This window comes from Streptomyces sp. SID14515 (genome assembly GCF_010548505.1).
GTDB classification, from domain to species: domain Bacteria; phylum Actinomycetota; class Actinomycetes; order Streptomycetales; family Streptomycetaceae; genus Streptomyces; species Streptomyces caviscabies.
Genome location: NZ_JAAGMH010000040.1, coordinates 21685 through 38308, shown reverse-complemented (window position 1 = coordinate 38308; position 16624 = coordinate 21685). Strand labels below are relative to the sequence as shown.

15 protein-coding genes are annotated in these 16624 nt (G+C 71.9%); 3 read left to right on the top strand and 12 right to left on the bottom strand.

What is annotated here, in order from left to right:
- Positions 1-97: 97 nt before the first annotated feature.
- The 7 genes from pheA to G3I54_RS07465 form a co-directional block, all read right to left on the bottom strand.
- Positions 98-1033 carry a prephenate dehydratase gene (pheA, locus tag G3I54_RS07495; protein ID WP_164612328.1) on the bottom strand — a complete coding sequence of 312 codons (936 nt, stop codon included), beginning with the start codon at positions 1031-1033 and terminating at the stop codon, positions 98-100.
- A gap of 73 nt (positions 1034-1106) precedes the next feature.
- A complete protein-coding gene (efeB, locus tag G3I54_RS07490) occupies positions 1107-2432 on the bottom strand; it encodes an iron uptake transporter deferrochelatase/peroxidase subunit (RefSeq protein ID WP_343240285.1) in 1326 nt (441 codons plus the stop codon).
- A gap of 5 nt (positions 2433-2437) precedes the next feature.
- Positions 2438-4363: a copper resistance protein CopC gene (locus G3I54_RS07485; protein WP_164612327.1), complete on the bottom strand. Its 1926-nt coding sequence runs from the start codon at positions 4361-4363 to the stop codon at positions 2438-2440.
- 12 nt (positions 4364-4375) lie between these two features.
- Complete coding sequence (locus tag G3I54_RS07480; protein ID WP_164612326.1) at positions 4376-4837, bottom strand: copper chaperone PCu(A)C; 462 nt, start codon at positions 4835-4837, stop codon at positions 4376-4378.
- Positions 4834-5493 (bottom strand): SCO family protein, encoded by a 660-nt coding sequence (locus tag G3I54_RS07475; protein WP_164612325.1) that lies wholly within the window; start codon positions 5491-5493, stop codon positions 4834-4836. Before G3I54_RS07475 ends, G3I54_RS07480 begins: the two co-directional genes overlap by 4 nt.
- A 44-nt stretch (positions 5494-5537) precedes the next feature.
- Positions 5538-6287 carry a YcnI family protein gene (locus G3I54_RS07470; RefSeq protein ID WP_164612324.1) on the bottom strand — a complete coding sequence of 250 codons (750 nt, stop codon included), beginning with the start codon at positions 6285-6287 and terminating at the stop codon, positions 5538-5540.
- A 151-nt stretch (positions 6288-6438) separates the two neighbouring features.
- A complete protein-coding gene (locus G3I54_RS07465) occupies positions 6439-7305 on the bottom strand; it encodes a hypothetical protein (protein ID WP_164612323.1) in 867 nt (288 codons plus the stop codon).
- Positions 7306-7622: 317 nt separating this feature from the next.
- On the opposite strand from G3I54_RS07465, the gene G3I54_RS07460 reads away from it, so the two are divergent.
- Positions 7623-8111 carry an ATP-binding protein gene (locus tag G3I54_RS07460; protein WP_164612322.1) on the top strand — a complete coding sequence of 163 codons (489 nt, stop codon included), beginning with the start codon at positions 7623-7625 and terminating at the stop codon, positions 8109-8111.
- A 61-nt stretch (positions 8112-8172) separates the two neighbouring features.
- Here the strand turns inward: G3I54_RS07460 and G3I54_RS07455 are convergent, their stop codons facing one another.
- Entirely contained in the window at positions 8173-9654 is a 1482-nt protein-coding gene (locus G3I54_RS07455) for an aminopeptidase P family protein (RefSeq protein WP_164612321.1), read from the bottom strand.
- Positions 9655-9774: 120 nt separating this feature from the next.
- Positions 9775-11262 (bottom strand): PP2C family protein-serine/threonine phosphatase, encoded by a 1488-nt coding sequence (locus G3I54_RS07450; RefSeq protein WP_203685641.1) that lies wholly within the window; start codon positions 11260-11262, stop codon positions 9775-9777.
- Between the two features lie 651 nt (positions 11263-11913).
- Here G3I54_RS07450 and G3I54_RS07445 point away from each other — a divergent pair.
- Complete coding sequence (locus tag G3I54_RS07445) at positions 11914-12657, top strand: bifunctional DNA primase/polymerase (RefSeq protein WP_164612319.1); 744 nt, start codon at positions 11914-11916, stop codon at positions 12655-12657.
- A gap of 426 nt (positions 12658-13083) precedes the next feature.
- Positions 13084-13479: a hypothetical protein gene (locus tag G3I54_RS07440; protein ID WP_164612318.1), complete on the top strand. Its 396-nt coding sequence runs from the start codon at positions 13084-13086 to the stop codon at positions 13477-13479.
- Positions 13480-13731: 252 nt separating this feature from the next.
- On the opposite strand, the gene G3I54_RS07435 is transcribed toward G3I54_RS07440, so the two are convergent.
- The 3 genes from G3I54_RS07435 to G3I54_RS07425 form a co-directional block, all read right to left on the bottom strand.
- Positions 13732-14697, bottom strand: coding sequence for a DUF5926 family protein (locus G3I54_RS07435; RefSeq protein ID WP_164612317.1), 966 nt, complete (start codon positions 14695-14697; stop codon positions 13732-13734).
- A 193-nt stretch (positions 14698-14890) separates the two neighbouring features.
- A complete protein-coding gene (locus tag G3I54_RS07430; RefSeq protein WP_164612316.1) occupies positions 14891-15559 on the bottom strand; it encodes an ATP-binding protein in 669 nt (222 codons plus the stop codon).
- Positions 15560-15643: 84 nt separating this feature from the next.
- Positions 15644-16486, bottom strand: coding sequence for a glycerophosphodiester phosphodiesterase (locus tag G3I54_RS07425; RefSeq protein ID WP_164612315.1), 843 nt, complete (start codon positions 16484-16486; stop codon positions 15644-15646).
- Positions 16487-16624: the final 138 nt, after the last annotated feature.

Genomic DNA, 16624 nt, shown 5'->3' with positions numbered 1-16624 from the left:
GTGGATAACTCTCCGGAGTGCGTGACTATCTGTAGATCGCACCGCTGCGGAGCGCGTAAGAAGGCCCCTCCGAAGCCTCGCTCCCGGAGGACTCCCGTCAGATCCGGCCGTCCTGGCTGCGCGCCAGCCAGTCGGAGGCCTCCGTGAACGCCGCGTCGGATGTGCCCGCCCGCAGCGGCCGCACCTCGTCCGGGGAGACGCCCGCCCGCGGATACGAGCCGAGGAACCGCACATTCGGGCTGATCCGCTTCAGCCCCATCAGGGCCTCCCCGACCCGCCGGTCGGCGATGTGCCCCTCCGCGTCCACGGCGAAGCAGTAGTTGCCGATGCCCTCGCCGGTCGGGCGGGACTGGATCAGCATCAGGTTGACACCGCGCACCGCGAACTCCTGGAGCAGCTCCAGCAGCGCACCGGGGTGGTCGTCGCCGAGCCGGATCACCACGGAGGTCTTGTCCGCGCCGGTCGGTGCGGAGGGCCGGGCCGGGCGGCCCACCAGGACGAAGCGGGTCTGGGCGTTCTCCGCGTCATGGATCTCCGTCACCAGCGGCTCCAGGCCGTAGGTGGCGGCGGCGAACTCACCGGCGAACGCGGCGTCGTACCGCCCCTCCTGGACCAGCCGGGCCCCGTCCGCGTTGGACGCCGCCGACTCCCACAGGGCGCCCGGCAGGTTCTCCGCCATCCAGTTGCGCACCTGCGGCTGGGCGGCCGGGTGCGCGGTGACCGTCTTGATGTCCGACAGTTTGGTCCCGGGCCGTACCAGCAGCGCGAAGGTGATGGAGAGCAGCACCTCGCGGTAGATCATCAGCGGTTCCCCGCCGGCCAGCTCGTCCAGCGTCGCGGTGATACCGCCCTCGACGGAGTTCTCGATCGGCACGAGAGCCGCCGCCGCCTCGCCGTTGCGTACGGCGTCCAGGGCGGCCGGCACGGACACCATCGGGACGAGTTCCCGGGTGGCGGCTTCCGGGAGCGTACGGAGGGCGACCTCGGTGAAGGTGCCTTCGGGGCCGAGATAGGCGTAGCGCGTGGCTGACATACGGTCACCCTAATGCGCCCCGCGAGGCCCGCCGCGCTGTCTCAGAATGCGGGCCCGCGCCTCCCGGAGTGCCCTACGACTCCAGCAGCCGCTGCCCCACGTACTCGCCCTCCGCCGCCCCGCCCGGGGCCGCGAACACCCCGCTCGCCTCGTGCCGGAGGAACGGCGACAGCGCGTCGCCCCGGTCGAGCTTGCGCTGCACCGGCACGAAGCCCCGGAACGGGTCCGCCTGCCAGCAGATGAACAGCAGGCCGGCGTCCGGAGTGCCGTCCTCCGCGATGCCGTCGTGGTACGAGAACGGGCGGCGCAGCATGGCGGCCCCGCCGTTCTTCTCGGGCGAGGAGATCCGGGCGTGGGCGTTGTCGGGGATCACGAGCCGGCCGTCCGGGCCCGCCTTGTCGAGGTCCATCTCCGTGGTCTCGGCGCCTCCGCTCAGCGGCGACCCGTCCGCCTTGCGCCGCCCGATGACCCGCTCCTGGCGCTCCACCGGAAGCTTCTCCCAGTCGTCCAGGAGCATCCGGATCCGGCGGACGACGGCGTACGAGCCGCCCTCCATCCACTCCTGCGGCTTCCCGGGGGAGGCGGGGACGAACACGCGGCTGTCGAAGTCCTCGTCGGCGGGCTTCGGGTTGCCGGTCCCGTCGATCTGGCCCATCAGATTGCGGGCGGTCATCGGCCGGGCGGTGGCGCCGGGCGTGCGGTTGAAGCCGTTCATCTGCCACCGCACCCGTGCCGTGCCCGCGGCCTCCTTCTGGAGGGCCCGCAGCGCGTGGAAGGCGACCAGCGCGTCGTCCGCGCCGATCTGCGCCCACAGATCGCCGTTCGACCGCTTGGCGTCGAGGGCGTCGGCGGAGAACGCGGGCAGCGGGTCGAGCGCCGCGGGCAGCCGGTCGGTCAGACCCGTGCGCGCGAAGAACGTACGGCCGAAGCCGAAGGTGACGGTCAGGGAGGACGGCCCCGCGTCCAGGGCGATCCCGGTGTCGTGCCCGGGGCCGTCCGGCCCGCCCGCCGCAGGGCGGCCCGCCATCAGCTCCTTCGCCACCGCGGACCAGCGCCGCAGCAGCGCCGCCGCCTCCTTGCGCCCCGCGCCCGCCACCAGGTCGAAGGCGACGAGATGGCCCCGGGCCTGAAGCGGAGTGGTGATCCCCGGTTGATGTTTCCCGTGAAACATCGCCTCGGTCGCCCCGACGGTCGTCAGCGCGGCCGGCTCCTCGGGGCGGGTGGCGGCGTACCCGGCGGCCCCGCCCCCGGCTCCCAGCACCAGCCCCGTGGCGCCCGCCGCGCCCGCGGTGCCCAGCAGCCGCCGCCGCGATACGCCGGTGGCGGCGGCACCGTCGCCGCCACCCGGGGAGACGGTCGTGGCGGTCCCGTCCGGGGCCTGCTTCCTGGTCTTGCTCACCGTGCTCAGCCGATCTTCGCGTTCTTGTCGATGGTGACCTGGTCGATGTCCGACGTCCGTACCGTCACGTCGATCTTCCAGTCCCCGGCCATCGGAATCTGTACCCCGCTCGCCGACCAGTGCCCCTCCGCCAGCCGGTCCGGGACGACCGGCAGCGGGCCGATGTCCTTCGACTCCAGGGTCAGGGCCAGCTTCAGCTCGGGAACGTCCATCGGCTTGCCGTCGCTGCCGTCGATCCACACATGCAGATCGTTGGAGCCGGTGCCGCCGGGTTCGATGTCGATCCGGACGGTGCCCTTGCCGTTCTGGCCGCCGGTGTCGAACGGCATGCTCAGGTTGACCGGCCCCCCGGCGGCGGGAGCACTCGCGGACGGGGTGCCGCCCGCGGCCTCCTCCTCCGTACGGCCCGGTTCGGTGGACGTCAGCATGGTGGTGACGGCCAGCAGGACGACGGCGACGGCGGCCTCGGCCAGCACCGAGCGGCGCAGTCCGGAGCGCTCCGGGTCGGCGTCCCGTATCCGCTTCTTCTTCGTCGCGGTCACGACGGCCCGCTGCCGGGCCAGTTGCGCGGCGCGCTCGGGGTCGACGTCGGCCGGGGTCTCCTCGGCCTCCTCGAAAGCCTCCGCGCCCTCCTCGTCGGCCGCGTCTCCGGAAGCCGCCGCCGGGTCCGTCAGTCGTCCCGTCCAGCGCCGCGAGAACCAGGCGACCGCGAGCAGGACGCCGATCAGCGCCACCTTGAGGATCAGCAGCTGCCCGTAACGCGTCCCGGTCAGCGCCGACCAGGAGCCGACCTGCCGCCAGGACTGGTAGATCCCGGTCGCCGCCAGGACCACGACGCTGCTGAACGCGACCGTGGAGAAGCGTCGTACGGCGGCGCTCCCGATGTCCGGGGTCCGGTACAGCGCCACCAGGAGCGAGGCGAGTCCGCCGAGCCAGGCGGCGACGGCCAGCAGATGCGCCACGTCCACCGGCATGGCGATCGACGTCTGGATGCCGGTCGAGGCGTGCTCGGACATCGCCCAGGTGGCGGCGATGCCCGCCGCGACCACACCGCCGCCGACGGCCAGACCGAAGGTGAGGTCCTTCTTCTCGCGTTCGTCCTCGCGCCGCGCGTACGTGCCGAACAGGACGGCGATGAACAGGGCGGCGGCCCCGAGCAGCAGCAGCCGGGAGACGAGGGCCGCGCCGGGCTTGGTGTCCAGGACGGACTGGAGTCCGGCGAGGTCGAAGGCGTCGGCGAACTTCCCGCTGCCGGTGTACGGGTAGCGCAGCAGCAGCATGGCCAGGGTCGCCGCGGTCAGCGTGAGCCAGCCGCGGACCACGAGCCGCTGCATCGGCAGGGCGGCCGCGCCGCGCTGCCAGCAGATCAGGACGAACGCGCTGCCGCCGACGAGCAGGACGAATCCGCCGTACGCGGCGTAGCGCGCGATGTCGTAGACGACGCCGACCGGGCCGCCGCCCGCCTCCTGGGTGGGCACCGCGACCGTGGTCTCGGACGGGGCGCCGATGGAGAACGTGAAGGCGCCGGAGATCGGATGGCTGTCGGCCGAGACGGCCTGCCAGGCGACCGTGTAGGTGCCGTCCGGCAGACCGGAGTGGAGCGCGACGCCGTACCGGACGATGCCGCCCTCGGAGAGGTCCTTGGGCTCGGCCTCGGTGTCGGCGCGCTTGCCGCTGGGGTCGAGGACCCGGATGGAGTCGTCGCCCACGGCGATGGCCTCGGAGAAGCTGAGGGTGACCTCCTTGGGCGCGGTGTCCACCACCGCCCCGTCCTGCGGGTCGCTCCCGGTGAGGGCGGCGTGCGCGGACGCCGGGCCCGCGCCGGCCAGCAGCAGCCCGAACACCAGGCTGATCAGCGCGGCGAGGAGCGCGGCGGCGGCGACGGGCCGTCGTATCGGGGACGGTCCGGCGTACGGGGCGGTGGCAGACATCGGTTCAGTCCCTCACTGCTTCTTCGGGTTGTGGGTGGTTTCCTTCACCGGCAGGTCGACCTTGATGGGGTCGGCCTTCTCGAAGTGCAGCTCGACGGAGACCTTCTCGCCCTGCTTGGGCTTCTGCTTGAGCTTCATGAACATGATGTGGTTGCCACCGCGTTCGAGATCGAGCTCGCCGTTCGCGGGCACCTCGAACGAGGAGACCTCGCGCATCTTCTGGTTCTTCGTCTCGTGGATCGTGACGTCGTCGGAGAGCGGACTGGTCACCGAGGTGAGCCGGTCCGCGGCACCGCCGCTGTTCTGTACGACGAGGAAACCGGCGGCCATGTCGCTGACCGGCTGCGGCATGAACGCGCCGGTGACCTTCAGTTCCGGCTCGCTGCCCGACCCGCTGTCCGACGAGCACCCGGCCAGCGTCAGCCCCGTGGTGAGGGCGAGGACGCCGGCGAGAGCCGTGCGGCGGCGGTTCACGGTGCCTCACCCTTGATGAGCTTGGGGAGGTCCTTCGTGTACTCCTCGGCGGTGGTGTCCTCGCCGTAGAGCACATACCCCTCGTCTGTCTTCGGGGAGAAGGCGATGACCTGGGCGCCGTGCATCGAGACGACGGTGCCGTCCTTCTCCTTCTTCGGCGCGTCGATGCCGATGCCGATCTGCCGCGCCCCGGCCTGGATGGTCGGGAAGTCGCCGGTGAGACCGGTGAAGGTGGGGTCCTGGGCGGAGAGCCACTTGCCGAGCGAGGCGGGGGTGTCGCGCTCGGGGTCGGTGGTGACGAAGACGACCTGGAGCTTGTCCTGGTCGGCCTTGGGCAGCTCCCGCTTGGCGAGGGAGATGTTGCTCATGGTCAGCGGGCAGACGTCGGGGCAGTTGGTGTAGCCGAAGTAGATGAGCGTCGGCTTGCCCTTGGTCACCTCGCGGAGGTCGTACTCCTTGCCGTGGGTGTCGGTGAGGACGAGGTTCGGCTTGGTGAACGGCTGGTCGAGGACGGTCGCGGCCTTGTCCTGCGGCGCGGCGCTGACGTCGGCGACGGACGAGGAGCCCGCCTTGTCGTCACCGGTACCGCAGGCGGAGAGGGCCAGTGCGGCCGCGGCGGCGAACGCCGCGGCCGTCACTGCTTTTCTGTTGCGCATGAAGGAGATGTCCTGAACGTGGTGCGGGTGAGGGATCCGGCCGGTCAGGCCGAGCGGCGGCGTCCGGCGAGCACGCCGAACGCGACACCGGCGGCGCCGATGACGATGCCGATGATGCCCAGGGTGCGGGCGGTGGTGTCGCTGGAGGAGGAGGACGCGGCGGCGTGGGTCTCCTTGGTGGACGCGGCGGTGTCGGCGGCCTTGTGGTCGTCGCCCTCCTTGGCGTCGTCGGCCGCGCCACCGCCGTGGTGGTCCTCGGAGGCGGCGGACAGCTTCAGGACCGGGGCCGGGCTGTCGGGCTCTTCGCCGCCGGCCGTGGGCTCCTCGATCCAGCGGACGACTTCCTTGTTGTCGTACGTCTGGATCGCCTTGAAGACGAGCTGGTCGGCGTCCTCGGGGAGCGCGCCGACGGAGACCGGGAACTGCTGGAAGTAGCCGGGGGCGATCTCGCTGTCGTCAGCGGTCCAGGTCACCTTGGAGACGGCCTCGGTGATCTTCTTGCCGTGCACTTCGAGGGGCTTGTCGAGCTTGCTCTTGTCGATCTTGATCTTCCAGCCCGGAACGGCCTGCGGGGTGACGGACGACAGCGGGTGGTCGGCCGGGAAGTTGACTTCGAGCTTCACCGTCGAGGCCTGGTCGCGCTCGTTGGGGACCTTGAAGTTGAGCGTGGCGTATCCGCCCTTGGCGGCCTCGCCCACCGGCTGGACGCTGACGTGGGCGGCGGCCGGGCCGGCGATCAGCAGGACGGTGGACGCGGCGACGCCGCCGGCGAGGGCGATACGGGAAAGCTTCATGGCAGGAATCTCCACAGGGAAACGGAACACGGTGGTCCGGCGCGCGGATGCGCGGCGGCATCACGACACCTCGCGGTGCGGTTCCGCGCGGGGAGTCCGCGTGCACGGCAACGTGCGCGAACGGCCCGCGAGGCCCGGTGGAGGCGTCGCGTCAGGCTGCGAGGGCGTACGGGGCCGGAGGCCCGCGCCTGATCACCAGGTGCTGCAGAGGATCTCCGGCGGCCGGTACGGGCACGTCGTCGGAGTGCCGGGGAACGCGCGGCCCGGCCATGAGCTGCTCGCGTGCCCCGGCGCGCAGCGCGCGGACGAGGGCGAGCGCGGCCCGCAGGGACCGCAGCCGGGCCCCGGCCGCCAGCGCCTGGGCGCTGTGGGCGGAGAGCCGGGCCAGCCCGAAGAGGGCGATCTCGCCGCGCCGCAGCAGCCAGCCGGTGGCGAGCGCGACGAGGACGTGGGCCAGGAACATCGGCAGGCTCGGCAGCATCGCGGAGACCGCGGCGCAGACCTGCGCGATGCCGGAGGCGCCGTCCGGAGCCGCCGCCGCGGCGGTCGCCGCTCCGGCTCCGCCGCCCGCCGCGAGATGGTCGTGGGCGCCCGCGAGCGTCGACGGGTCGATGCCGGCGGAGGAGACGATGCGGTGGGCGTCGGCCGCGTTCAGCCCCGCCGGCGCCTCACCGCACACGAGGCCGGCGGCGAACCGGATGAGCGGGTTGTCGCCGCCCGTGGACATGCCGACGGCGGCCGGAGCACTGCCGTGGCTGCCGTACGCGAAGAGCACATGCAGGAGGATCTGTCCGCCGGCCAGCGCGCCCACGATCGACGGAAGGGAGCGTTCCCGTCCGGCGAGGACGGTGGCGACGGCGAGGACGCCGAGGAACGCGGCGAGCAGGGTCCACGCGGGGACGGCCGTTCCGGCGGCGAACGCGTGCCCGGCCGCGGACAGCACGACGCAGACCGCGGTGAACACCGCGGCCCTCATGAGCCGCAGACCGGCTCCGGCGCGTGCGAGAGGCGTGGACATGGCCGGGACATCATCGCACTGCGCCCCCCTCGGCCGTACGGCAGGTCCGGAAGATCAGGCTCCGTCCCCAACCGCGCTTGTTGCGCCTGTTCGCGGGGGATGTACGGACCGGGGGCGCACGCACCGGACCGACCGGACGCGCCCCCCGGGCCACCGGGACGCGCCCCCCGACGACCCGCGGCCGGACGGGTCCATACACCGGGCGGCCGAATATCCACATCCGCCGAATGAGGGCTCTCCCACCCGATCCGTGCTTACGAAGTGCCAAGGGCGGCAATACGTATCGATACGTCGAGCCGCAGCCAGGAGGCTGAAAGATGAGCATCTGGTGGTCTCTCCATTTGCGGCGCGAAGCTGCGAGCGTGCCGCTCGCCCGTCGTTTTCTGCTCGGCACCATGGAAACCGCAGGGGTGGATCCGGACATCTCCTTCGACCTGTCGGTCGCGCTCAGCGAGGCCTGTGCGAACGCCGTCGAACACGGCGGCGACCGGACGGCTCTCGGGGAGCCCGGGGATTCCGGGTACGGACGCCCTGCCGCGGACTCCGGGCAGTACCGGGTCACGGCCTATCTGGACGGCGAGAAATGCCGTATCGAGGTCAGCGACTCGGGGCCGGGCTTTCCCGCCCGGCGCGCGCTTCGCCCAGCCGCGCCTTCCCCTCAGAACGAAGCCGAGAGCGGCCGGGGTCTCGACCTCATCCAGCAGCTCTCCGACCACGTCCAGTTCGGCAACCGCCCGGGCCGCGGCGCGGTCGTGAGCTTCGACAAGGTCCTGAAATGGCGCGAGGGCGCGCTGCTCACGGTGTAGTGAGCGGCGCGCCCTCGGCGCTCGTGTGCGTACGGGTACGCGTACGGGTACGCGTACGGGGTCAGCCCTTCAGCTGCGCCATCCAGGCCTCGACCTCGTCCGCCCGGCGGGGCAGCTTGTCGGAGAGGTTCCGGTTGCCGTCCTCGGTGACGAGGATGTCGTCCTCGATCCGGACGCCGATGCCGCGGTACTCCTCCGGCACGGTCAGGTCGTCGGCCTGGAAGTAGAGACCGGGCTCGACCGTCAGGCAGACGCCCGGCTCCAGCGTGCCGTCGACGTACGCCTCGGTGCGCGCGGCGGCGCAGTCGTGGACGTCCATGCCGAGCATGTGGCCGGTGCCGTGGAGGGTCCAGCGGCGCTGGAGGCCCAGCTCCAGGACCTTGTCCACGGACAGGTCGCCGAGCAGGCCCCACTCGACGAGCTTCTCGGCGAGCACGCGCTGTGCGGCGTCGTGGAAGTCGCGGTAGTCGGCGCCGGGCTTCACGGCGGCGATGCCCGCCTCCTGGGCCTCGTACACCGCGTCGTAGATCTTGCGCTGGAGCGGCGAGAACGTGCCGTTGATCGGCAGGGTGCGCGTCACGTCGGCGGTGTAGAGGTCGTTGGTCTCGACCCCGGCGTCCAGGAGCAGCAGCTCGCCCGCGCGGACGGCGCCGTCGTTGCGGACCCAGTGCAGGGTGGTGGCGTGCGGACCGGCGGCGCAGATCGAGCCGTAGCCGATGTCGTTGCCCTCGATGCGGGCGCGCAGGAAGAACGTGCCCTCGATGAAGCGCTCGCTGGTCGCCTCGGCCTTGTCCAGGCTCTTCACGACGTCCTCGAAGCCGCGCGCGGTGGCGTCGCACGCCTTCTGCAGCTCGGCGATCTCGAAGGCGTCCTTCACCAGGCGGGCCTCGGAGAGGTGGACGCGCAGCTCCTCGTCGCGCTCCGCGGTGACCTTGTCGGTGAGGGCGGCCTCGATGGAGGCGTCGTGGCCGCGCACATTGCGGACCGGGCCGGTGGCCTCGGTCAGCGCGGCGGGCAGCTCGCGGACGTCCTTCGCGGGGATGCCCAGCAGCTGCTCGGCCTCGGTGAGGGAGTGTCGGCGGCCGACCCACAGCTCGCCCTGGCCGTCGAGCCAGAACTCGCCGTTCTCCCGGTTGGAGCGCGGCAGCAGGTAGATGGTCGCCTCGTGGCCGGTGTCGCCGGTCGGCTCCAGGACGAGCACGCCGTCCTGGGTCTGGTCACCGGTGAGGTACGCGTACTCGGTGGAGGCGCGGAAGGCGTACTCGGTGTCGTTGGAGCGGGTCTTCAGGTTGCCCGCGGGGATGACCAGGCGCTCGCCGGGGAAGCGGGCGGAGAGCGCGGCGCGCCGGGCGGCGGTGTGCTCGGCCTGGGCGATCGGCTGGAGGTCGTGCAGTTCCGTGTCGGCCCAGCCCGACTTCATGTTGTCGGCGAGCTCGTCGGAGACGGCCGGGTACAGGCCGTTCTTCCGCTGCTTGACCGGTTCCGCCGCTTCGTTCTCTTCGGTCTCCTGCTCCGGGTTCTCCGGAATGAGCTCCTCAGACACGATTTGTCTCTCCTTGATACGACACTGGACCATCACCCATCGTACGGGCGTACGGAAGGGGGCCCAGGGCCGAAGGACCTGTTACCGGAGAGAGCTCTCGGCGTCGGTCGGGGCGGGTGCTCAGTCGAAGTGGGCGGCGAGGATCACGACGTCCTCGGCGGAATCGCTCCGGTCGAGGCCGTCGGGGAGCATCGTGCGCAGGACGTGGTCGGCGACGGCCGCCGGATCGTGCCGGCCCGCCTTCGGCACGGAAGCGGCGGCGGAGTGCAGCCGGGCGAAGGCGCGGTCCATCGGGTCCCCGGTGCGGCGCAGCAGCCCGTCCGTGTAGAGCAGCACCGTTTCGCCGGGTGCGGGGCTGAACTCCACGCTCGGCGCTTCCCAGCAGGCGAGCATCCCCAGCGGGGCGGAGAGCGTGGTCTCGACGAACTCGCAGCGCCGCTCGCCCAGCACCAGCGGCGGGGTGTGCCCGGCTCCGGCCAGCACGACCTTGCGGGTGGCGGGCTCGCAGTAGGCGAACAGGGCGGTCGCGGTCCGCGCGGGTTCGGTGAGCCGCAGCAGCAGTTCCAGGTCGGAGAGGACGGCGACGGGGTCCTCGCCCTCCATCACGGCGTACGCCCGCAGGCTGGCGCGCAGTCGGCCCATGGCGGCCATGGCGCTCGGTCCGGACCCGCCCACGGAGCCGACGGCGAGGCCGAGCGTGCGGTCGGGCAGCGGCAGCGCGTCGTACCAGTCGCCGCCGCCCCGGGGGCCGGTGCGGTGCCGGGCGGCGAGCTGGACGCCGGAGATCCGGGGCAGCCGGCTGGGCAGCAGTTCCTCGGCGACTGCGGCGACGTCCGCGCGGGCCCGCTCCAGCTCGATCAGCCGGGCCAGGTGCTCGGTGGCGTAGCGGGCGTAGAGGCCGACGAGGTGGCGCTGTTTCTGTGCGGGCTCGGCCGGTTCGTCGTAGAGCCAGAGCGCCGCGCCGAGGCGGCCGGCCGCCTCGGAGGAGAGCGGGAGGGCGTAGCTCGCGGCGTAGCCGAGCCGGACGGCGACCTCGCGGTGCCGGGGGTCCAGGTCCTGCTCGCCGAGCAGATCGGGGCTGGTGACCCCGTCGGCGGTGCCCGGCGCGCCGTCGAGGACGCGGCCGAGGGCGGTGGCCGCGCGGGGCACGGTCTCGATGTGCCCGAGCTCGGCGTGGGAGAGCCCGAGGCCGAGGGTGGCGGAGGGGCCTTCGCCGTGCGCCGGTTCCAGAACGAGAAGGCCGCGGCGGGCGCCGACGAGGGCGGCTCCGGCGCGCAGCAGCTCGTTCAGGGCGTCGTCGAGGGTGCTCGTCCCGGCCAGCCGCTCGGTGAGTTCGTGCAGGGTGGTGAGGTCCGAGACCCAGCCCGCCAGCCGGTCCTGGATGAAGGCTCCGGGCGGTCCCGGGACCTCTGTCAGAGGAGCGGAAGTGTGCGTTGAAACCGGAACCTCTGGATCGATTCCAGCCACTTTCGGCAGGTGTGGGGCGCTCATGGCAGCCAGCTTTCCGACCGGTGCGATTCGTCGAATAGCATCGCAAACCCCCATGTGATTCTGCGCCACTATCAATGCATCCACATGTACACGCACAAGTAACCCGATGTCCAGCATTGTCCCTTCGGGGACCGGGCGATTCGTGCCCTCCAAGTGTCGGCTAACTTGGCCAAAAAATGCACCCTATGGACGCTATTTGCGATCGACTGGGGCTGCTCAACAGGGGTACCTCCGGGGTCAAGTCGCCGGAGGAGCGTCATTCCGGGCATGCTGGGTACGTAAACGGTGATGCGCGGGTGCGGTTGTGATCGCCGAGGAACCCGGCAGCGGGTTCGGGCGTCCTTACCCGTGAAGGTGACGCCCCCGCCCCGGACGGCGGGGTTCGCACCCGGGACGGCAGGCGAGGCGCACGCCGCCCTCGCCCAGCGATCGCCGGCCCGGCTCGACCCGCTCGGTTCGACCCGCACGACTCCGCCAGGGCAGCACGACCCGCTCGGTCAGTTCGATTCCGCTCGGTCCGTTCGGCCCCGTTCGGTTCGACTCCGCTCGACTCTGCTCGATTCGGCTCTGTTCCACCCCAGATCGGTTCTTGATCGGTTCTATTCGGATCGGTTCCACTCGGCTCGGCTCGGCTCACGCTCGGTATCGACGGCACGCCCGTACCGCAGAACTGATGAGCACGTACGCACAGCGAAGAGATACGCACGTGGTGTCACGCACGCGTGCTGTCATGTGGACTCGGCGTTCAACGGAAAGGAACGAGCGCTCATGCGCGAGATCCTCGGAAGGCGACGCAGGCTCCGGCTCCGGCGCAAGGAGGGGACCGCCCGGCTCGACGCGGCCCTGACCTGCGCCACCGTGTGGCAATGGCCCGTGGTCCCCGGAGTGGGGACGGCGCGGGCCACCCCGGACGGCGAGAGCGGCGGCCTCGGCTGCGCCTGCCCCGAACCCGACTGCGCCGTACCGGGCGCACACCCCTTCGAGCCCGGCCTGCTGGCGGCCACCACGGACGAGCGCATGGTGCGCTGGTGGTGGACCAACCGCCCCGCCGCGCCCGTGATGCTGGCGACCGGCGGCCGTGCGCCCTGCGCGGTGAGCCTGCCCGCCGTGGCCGGCGCCAGAGCGCTGAGCGCCCTCGACGTCCTCGGCATGCGGCTCGGCCCCGTGGTGGCGACGCCCACCCGGTGGTCGCTGCTGGTGGCCCCGTACTCCCTGGAACGGCTCGGCGAACTGCTGTACGCGAAGGACTGGGTGCCCAGCTCGCTCCGGTTCCACGGCGAGGGCGGCTACCTCGTCCTGCCGCCGTCCCGCACCGGCACGGGCCAGGTCCGCTGGGAACGGCCCCCCGCGCCGCTGGGGGCCTCCGCCGCCGCCCCGGTGTCCCGAGGGCGGACGAAGGGCGAGGCTCCGGCGGTCGCGGCGCCCTGGCTCCCGGACGTCGAAGCGGTCCTGGACGCCCTGGTCGAGGCGAGCACCGGCGCCCCGGGCGGCGGCAGCAGGCTCGCCCACTGACGCCTCGGGAGCGGGCGGGCGGGTGTCCGGCTCACTCGAACGGGTGTGAGCCGGACCGGATCCGCGGTAAACGGGTGCCGGGCGGCCCGGCGGCGCGCATTCCGCCGATATCGTCGCCCCGTCCTCAGGAATTCCGCGCAGTCGCCAGGTGGGGCCACCATGAATCTCCGCATGATCGGTCTCACGGCAGCCGTGGTGTTCGGGTGTCTCGTTCCGCTGGTCGCTTCCGCGGATCCGGCCGTCGACCCGGATGCCGTATCGGTCGACCCGGCCTTTGCCCCGGCCTTTGATCCATCCGCTGCACCGGCCGACGCGAAATCTTCTGGCGGATCGCCAGAAAGTCGTGGCCCAAAGGTTTCTGATGGGCTATCCGCAGAAGGAGCTGCCGACTCCTATTCTTCGGGATTGCCGAAATCGCCATCGAGAATGAGCGCGGAAGCCGGTTCCCTGCCCGAGTTTGACCGTACGGGCGCGGTCGCGCGGTGCGGCCCCGAGCTGGTCGCACCGGAGGGCGTCGAGGCGCAGACCTGTGTGATGACCCAGGACGGCGAGAGCTGGGCGCGTACCTACTACCGGAACACGACCGGCGAGGAACTCCGGTCCGTGCTCACGCTGATGGGCCCGGCCGGACGGACCGTGCAGCTGCACTGCGCACCGGCCGCGCACGACGAGCCGGGCATCTGCGAGACGCCGCGCATCCCCTCCTCGGGTGCGCCCCGGTCCACCACGGCGGTCGCGGAGTTCGTGGGCGCGGGGCCGGTGGACGAGGCGCCGCTGCTGCTCCGCGCCGGATCCGAGCGGGCGCCGGGCGCCGAGGACTGACCGGGGCGGGTCAAGAGGGGTGCGAGAGGGGCGTACGGCCGCCGCGCCCGGGGGTGTCACAGGGCGGGCCGCAGCCGGAAACGAGGACGCCCGGTCGCTGGCGACGGGGGATGCACCAGCGACCGGGCTTCTAGAACCGTAACAAGAGATCTGCCGTTCGCAAATTCGATCTCGCCTGTAGGGACGCCGATTTACTTACGAGTACGGCTAGTTGTGACGCGGGTCACCGTCCGTGGCGCCCGGTGGCCGCTGTCAGCTGAGGGTCACCTGGCGGTTGGTGAGACCGCCCCGGGCGCGGCGTTCCTCGGCGGTGAGCGGGGCGTCGGACGCGAGCGCCGTCGCCAGCCGCTCGGCGAACTCGACGGCGGGCTTCTCGCACGCCTCGGCGCCCATCGAGCTCGGCAGGTCCCAGACGGGGACGACGAGACCGTGCGCCCGGAACGAGCCGACCAACCGCGTGTCGTCGCCGAGTGAGGAGGTGCCCGCGGCGTGCAGCCGGGCGAGCGCGTCGAGGAGCTGCTCCTCGGGGTGCGGCATGACCCAGCGCAGGTGGTTCTTCTCCGGGGTCTCGCACCAGTACGCGGCGTCGACGCCGGACAGCAGCGTCGTCGGGATCGCGGCGGCGTTCGCGCGCTCCAGCGATGCGGACACCTCCGGCGTGGCGTTCTCCGCGTCCGGCACCCAGAACTCGAACCCGGAGTGCACGTCCGGCTCGAAAGCGGCGTCCGGGGCGAGGAGGTCCTGGAGGCGCGGACCGTCGGCCGGCACGCGGCGGGCGGTGACCGGGGAGCCGGGCTCGGCCTCCAGGGCGCGCTGGAGGGTGTCCGCGAGATCGCGGCTGAGGTCACCGGAGGAGGTGTCGTTCTGCAGGGCGAGCAGGACGGAACCGTCGTCGCGGCGCAGCGCCGGCCAGGCCATCGGCAGGACCGTGGCGAGCGTCACCGACGGAACTCCCTCGGGCAGCCCGTCCTTGAGGGTCAGTTCGACCGTGGCGGCGGGCACCAGCTCGCGCAGCGCGACCCAGTCGCACTCGCCCGCGAGTCCCTCGAAGGGGCGGTGCACGAGCTCGGTCACGGCCTGGGCGGCGGCGCGTCCGTGACACGCCTTGTAACGGCGGCCCGATCCGCACGGGCAGGGCTCACGGGCCCCGACGACCGGGATCTCACCGTCCTTGAGCTGCTGCTTCCCGGCCTTGGACTGAGGGCGCTTCTTGGCCATGGTGGGCATTCTCCCGATTGCGACAGTGCGGACTCGGCGCGAGCCTAGCCGCCCGGGGAGCCTCACCCGGCCCACGTACGCGCTCGGCCCGTGCGGTCCGAGCGCTCGGCCGACGCCGTACGGGTGCTCGGCCGTTGTCGTCCGTGCGCTCAGCCCTGGCTGTTCGTGTGTTCAGCCCTGGCCGTTCGTGCGCTCAGCCCACGTCGTCGAAGGCCTCGGAGAGGTCCAGGCCCTCGAACCCGGTGAGCCCGCCGACGCCGTTCACACCGACGCCGTTCGCGTCGGAGCCGCTTCCATTGACAGTGCCGTTTCCGCTGCCGCCGATGCCGGGCGGCTTCTTCGAGGAGACCAGGGCCCAGACGGTGACCTCGCCGGACGAGTCGTCCCGTACGCCCCACTCCTGGGCCAGCGCACTGATGATGTTGAGCCCTCGGCCGCCGCGTGCCGTCACCGAAGGGGTGGCCGGAACCGGGCGGGTCGGGCCACCGCCGTCCGTGACCTCCACGGTGAGCGCGCCGCCGGTGTCCACCCGCCAGGCGGCGCGGATGTCTCCGTCGCCGACGTCGGTGTGCCGACCGAGCGGCCTGCCGTGCCGGCAGGCGTTGCTGAGAAGTTCGGAAAGGATCAGAACTGCGTCGTCGACGACCGCGTCGGACACCCCGTTGCCGCGCAACTGCTCACGCATCCGGTGTCGTGCCTGCCCCACGCCGGCAGGGCCATGAGGAATGGCCATGCTCGACGACGCGGGCACCTCTTGTGCCACCACCAACGCCACCCCCGAGACCTCCTTTGCCCCACGCCACGGGTTGGATGCCCCACTGGGCTGGACCGGAAACCGGCCAACGCACTGCCGGTGACGCACTCGTAACGATCGAACGCGCAGCGAATGCGCCGGTGCACACCCCGTAACGGCCGAGGTCGGGGGCGTGGCGGGTCACCATCCGTACTAAATACGGCCCAGTTGGGACAGAACCTGCTTCGGGCGGTTGGTGATGATCGCTTCGACGCCGAGTTCGGCGCACAGCTCGACGTCGGCCGGTTCGTTCACGGTCCACACGTGCACCCGGTGCCCCGCCCTGTGCAGCCGTTCGATGTATCCGGGGTGGCTGCGCACGATCCGCATACCGGGCCCGGCGATCCGGGCCCCGGCGGGCAGCCGCCCGTCGCGCATCCGGGGCGAGACGAACTGCATCAGGTAGACCGTGGGCAGCGTGGGCGCGGCCGCCTGGACGCGGTGGAGGGAGCGGGCGGAGAAGCTCATGACGCGGATGGGCGAGGGCGAGGGATCTTCGGCGGGCGGATCGGCCAGCCCGAAGCGGTTCAGCAGATGCAGCAGCCGCTCCTCGACCTGCCCGGCCCAGCGGGTGGGGTGCTTCGTCTCGATGGCCAGCTGCAACTGCCGCCCGGTGGCCCGCACCTCGGTGAAGAGCTCCAGGAGCCGTTCCAGGGTGAGTACGGAGGTGAGCTCGCCCGGCACCGGATCCCAGTCGGGCGACTCCTCGCGGTCCTTCCAGGAGCCGAAGTCGAGGGCGGCGAGATCGGCGAGCTCCAGGGCCGACACGGCGCCGCGCCCGTTGGACGTACGGTTCACCCGCCGGTCGTGGACGCAGACGAGATGGCCGTCGGCGGTGAGCCGGACATCGCATTCCAGCGCGTCGGCACCGTCCTCGATCGCCTTGCGGTAGGCGGCCAGGGTGTGCTCGGGGGCGTCGTCGGAGGCCCCGCGGTGGGCGATGACCTGGATGGAGGTGTGCGCGCTGCGCTGCCGTGCGTGGGTCACCCGCGCCATGGTGTCACCGCCACGGGGGTGGCTGAGCACATGTCACCCTGGAGGTCTGTTTTGTCGGATGTAAAGATTGGTGTGCGGATGCACAGGTCCTGCTTACAGTGGCCCGACGTGTTGTGGGAAAAGCTGACCGTAGACACG

Coding starts and splice junctions, on each gene's coding strand:
- pheA (WP_164612328.1), bottom strand. CDS start 1,033: ATGTCAGCCACGCGCTACGCCTATCTCGGCCCCGAAGGCACCTTCACC.
- G3I54_RS07485 (WP_164612327.1), bottom strand. CDS start 4,363: ATGTCTGCCACCGCCCCGTACGCCGGACCGTCCCCGATACGACGGCCC.
- G3I54_RS07475 (WP_164612325.1), bottom strand. CDS start 5,493: ATGCGCAACAGAAAAGCAGTGACGGCCGCGGCGTTCGCCGCCGCGGCC.
- G3I54_RS07470 (WP_164612324.1), bottom strand. CDS start 6,287: ATGAAGCTTTCCCGTATCGCCCTCGCCGGCGGCGTCGCCGCGTCCACC.
- G3I54_RS07465 (WP_164612323.1), bottom strand. CDS start 7,305: ATGTCCACGCCTCTCGCACGCGCCGGAGCCGGTCTGCGGCTCATGAGG.
- G3I54_RS07460 (WP_164612322.1), top strand. CDS start 7,623: ATGAGCATCTGGTGGTCTCTCCATTTGCGGCGCGAAGCTGCGAGCGTG.
- G3I54_RS07450 (WP_203685641.1), bottom strand. CDS start 11,262: ATGCTGGACATCGGGTTACTTGTGCGTGTACATGTGGATGCATTGATA.
- G3I54_RS07445 (WP_164612319.1), top strand. CDS start 11,914: ATGCGCGAGATCCTCGGAAGGCGACGCAGGCTCCGGCTCCGGCGCAAG.
- G3I54_RS07440 (WP_164612318.1), top strand. CDS start 13,084: ATGAGCGCGGAAGCCGGTTCCCTGCCCGAGTTTGACCGTACGGGCGCG.
- G3I54_RS07435 (WP_164612317.1), bottom strand. CDS start 14,697: ATGGCCAAGAAGCGCCCTCAGTCCAAGGCCGGGAAGCAGCAGCTCAAG.
- G3I54_RS07425 (WP_164612315.1), bottom strand. CDS start 16,486: ATGGCGCGGGTGACCCACGCACGGCAGCGCAGCGCGCACACCTCCATC.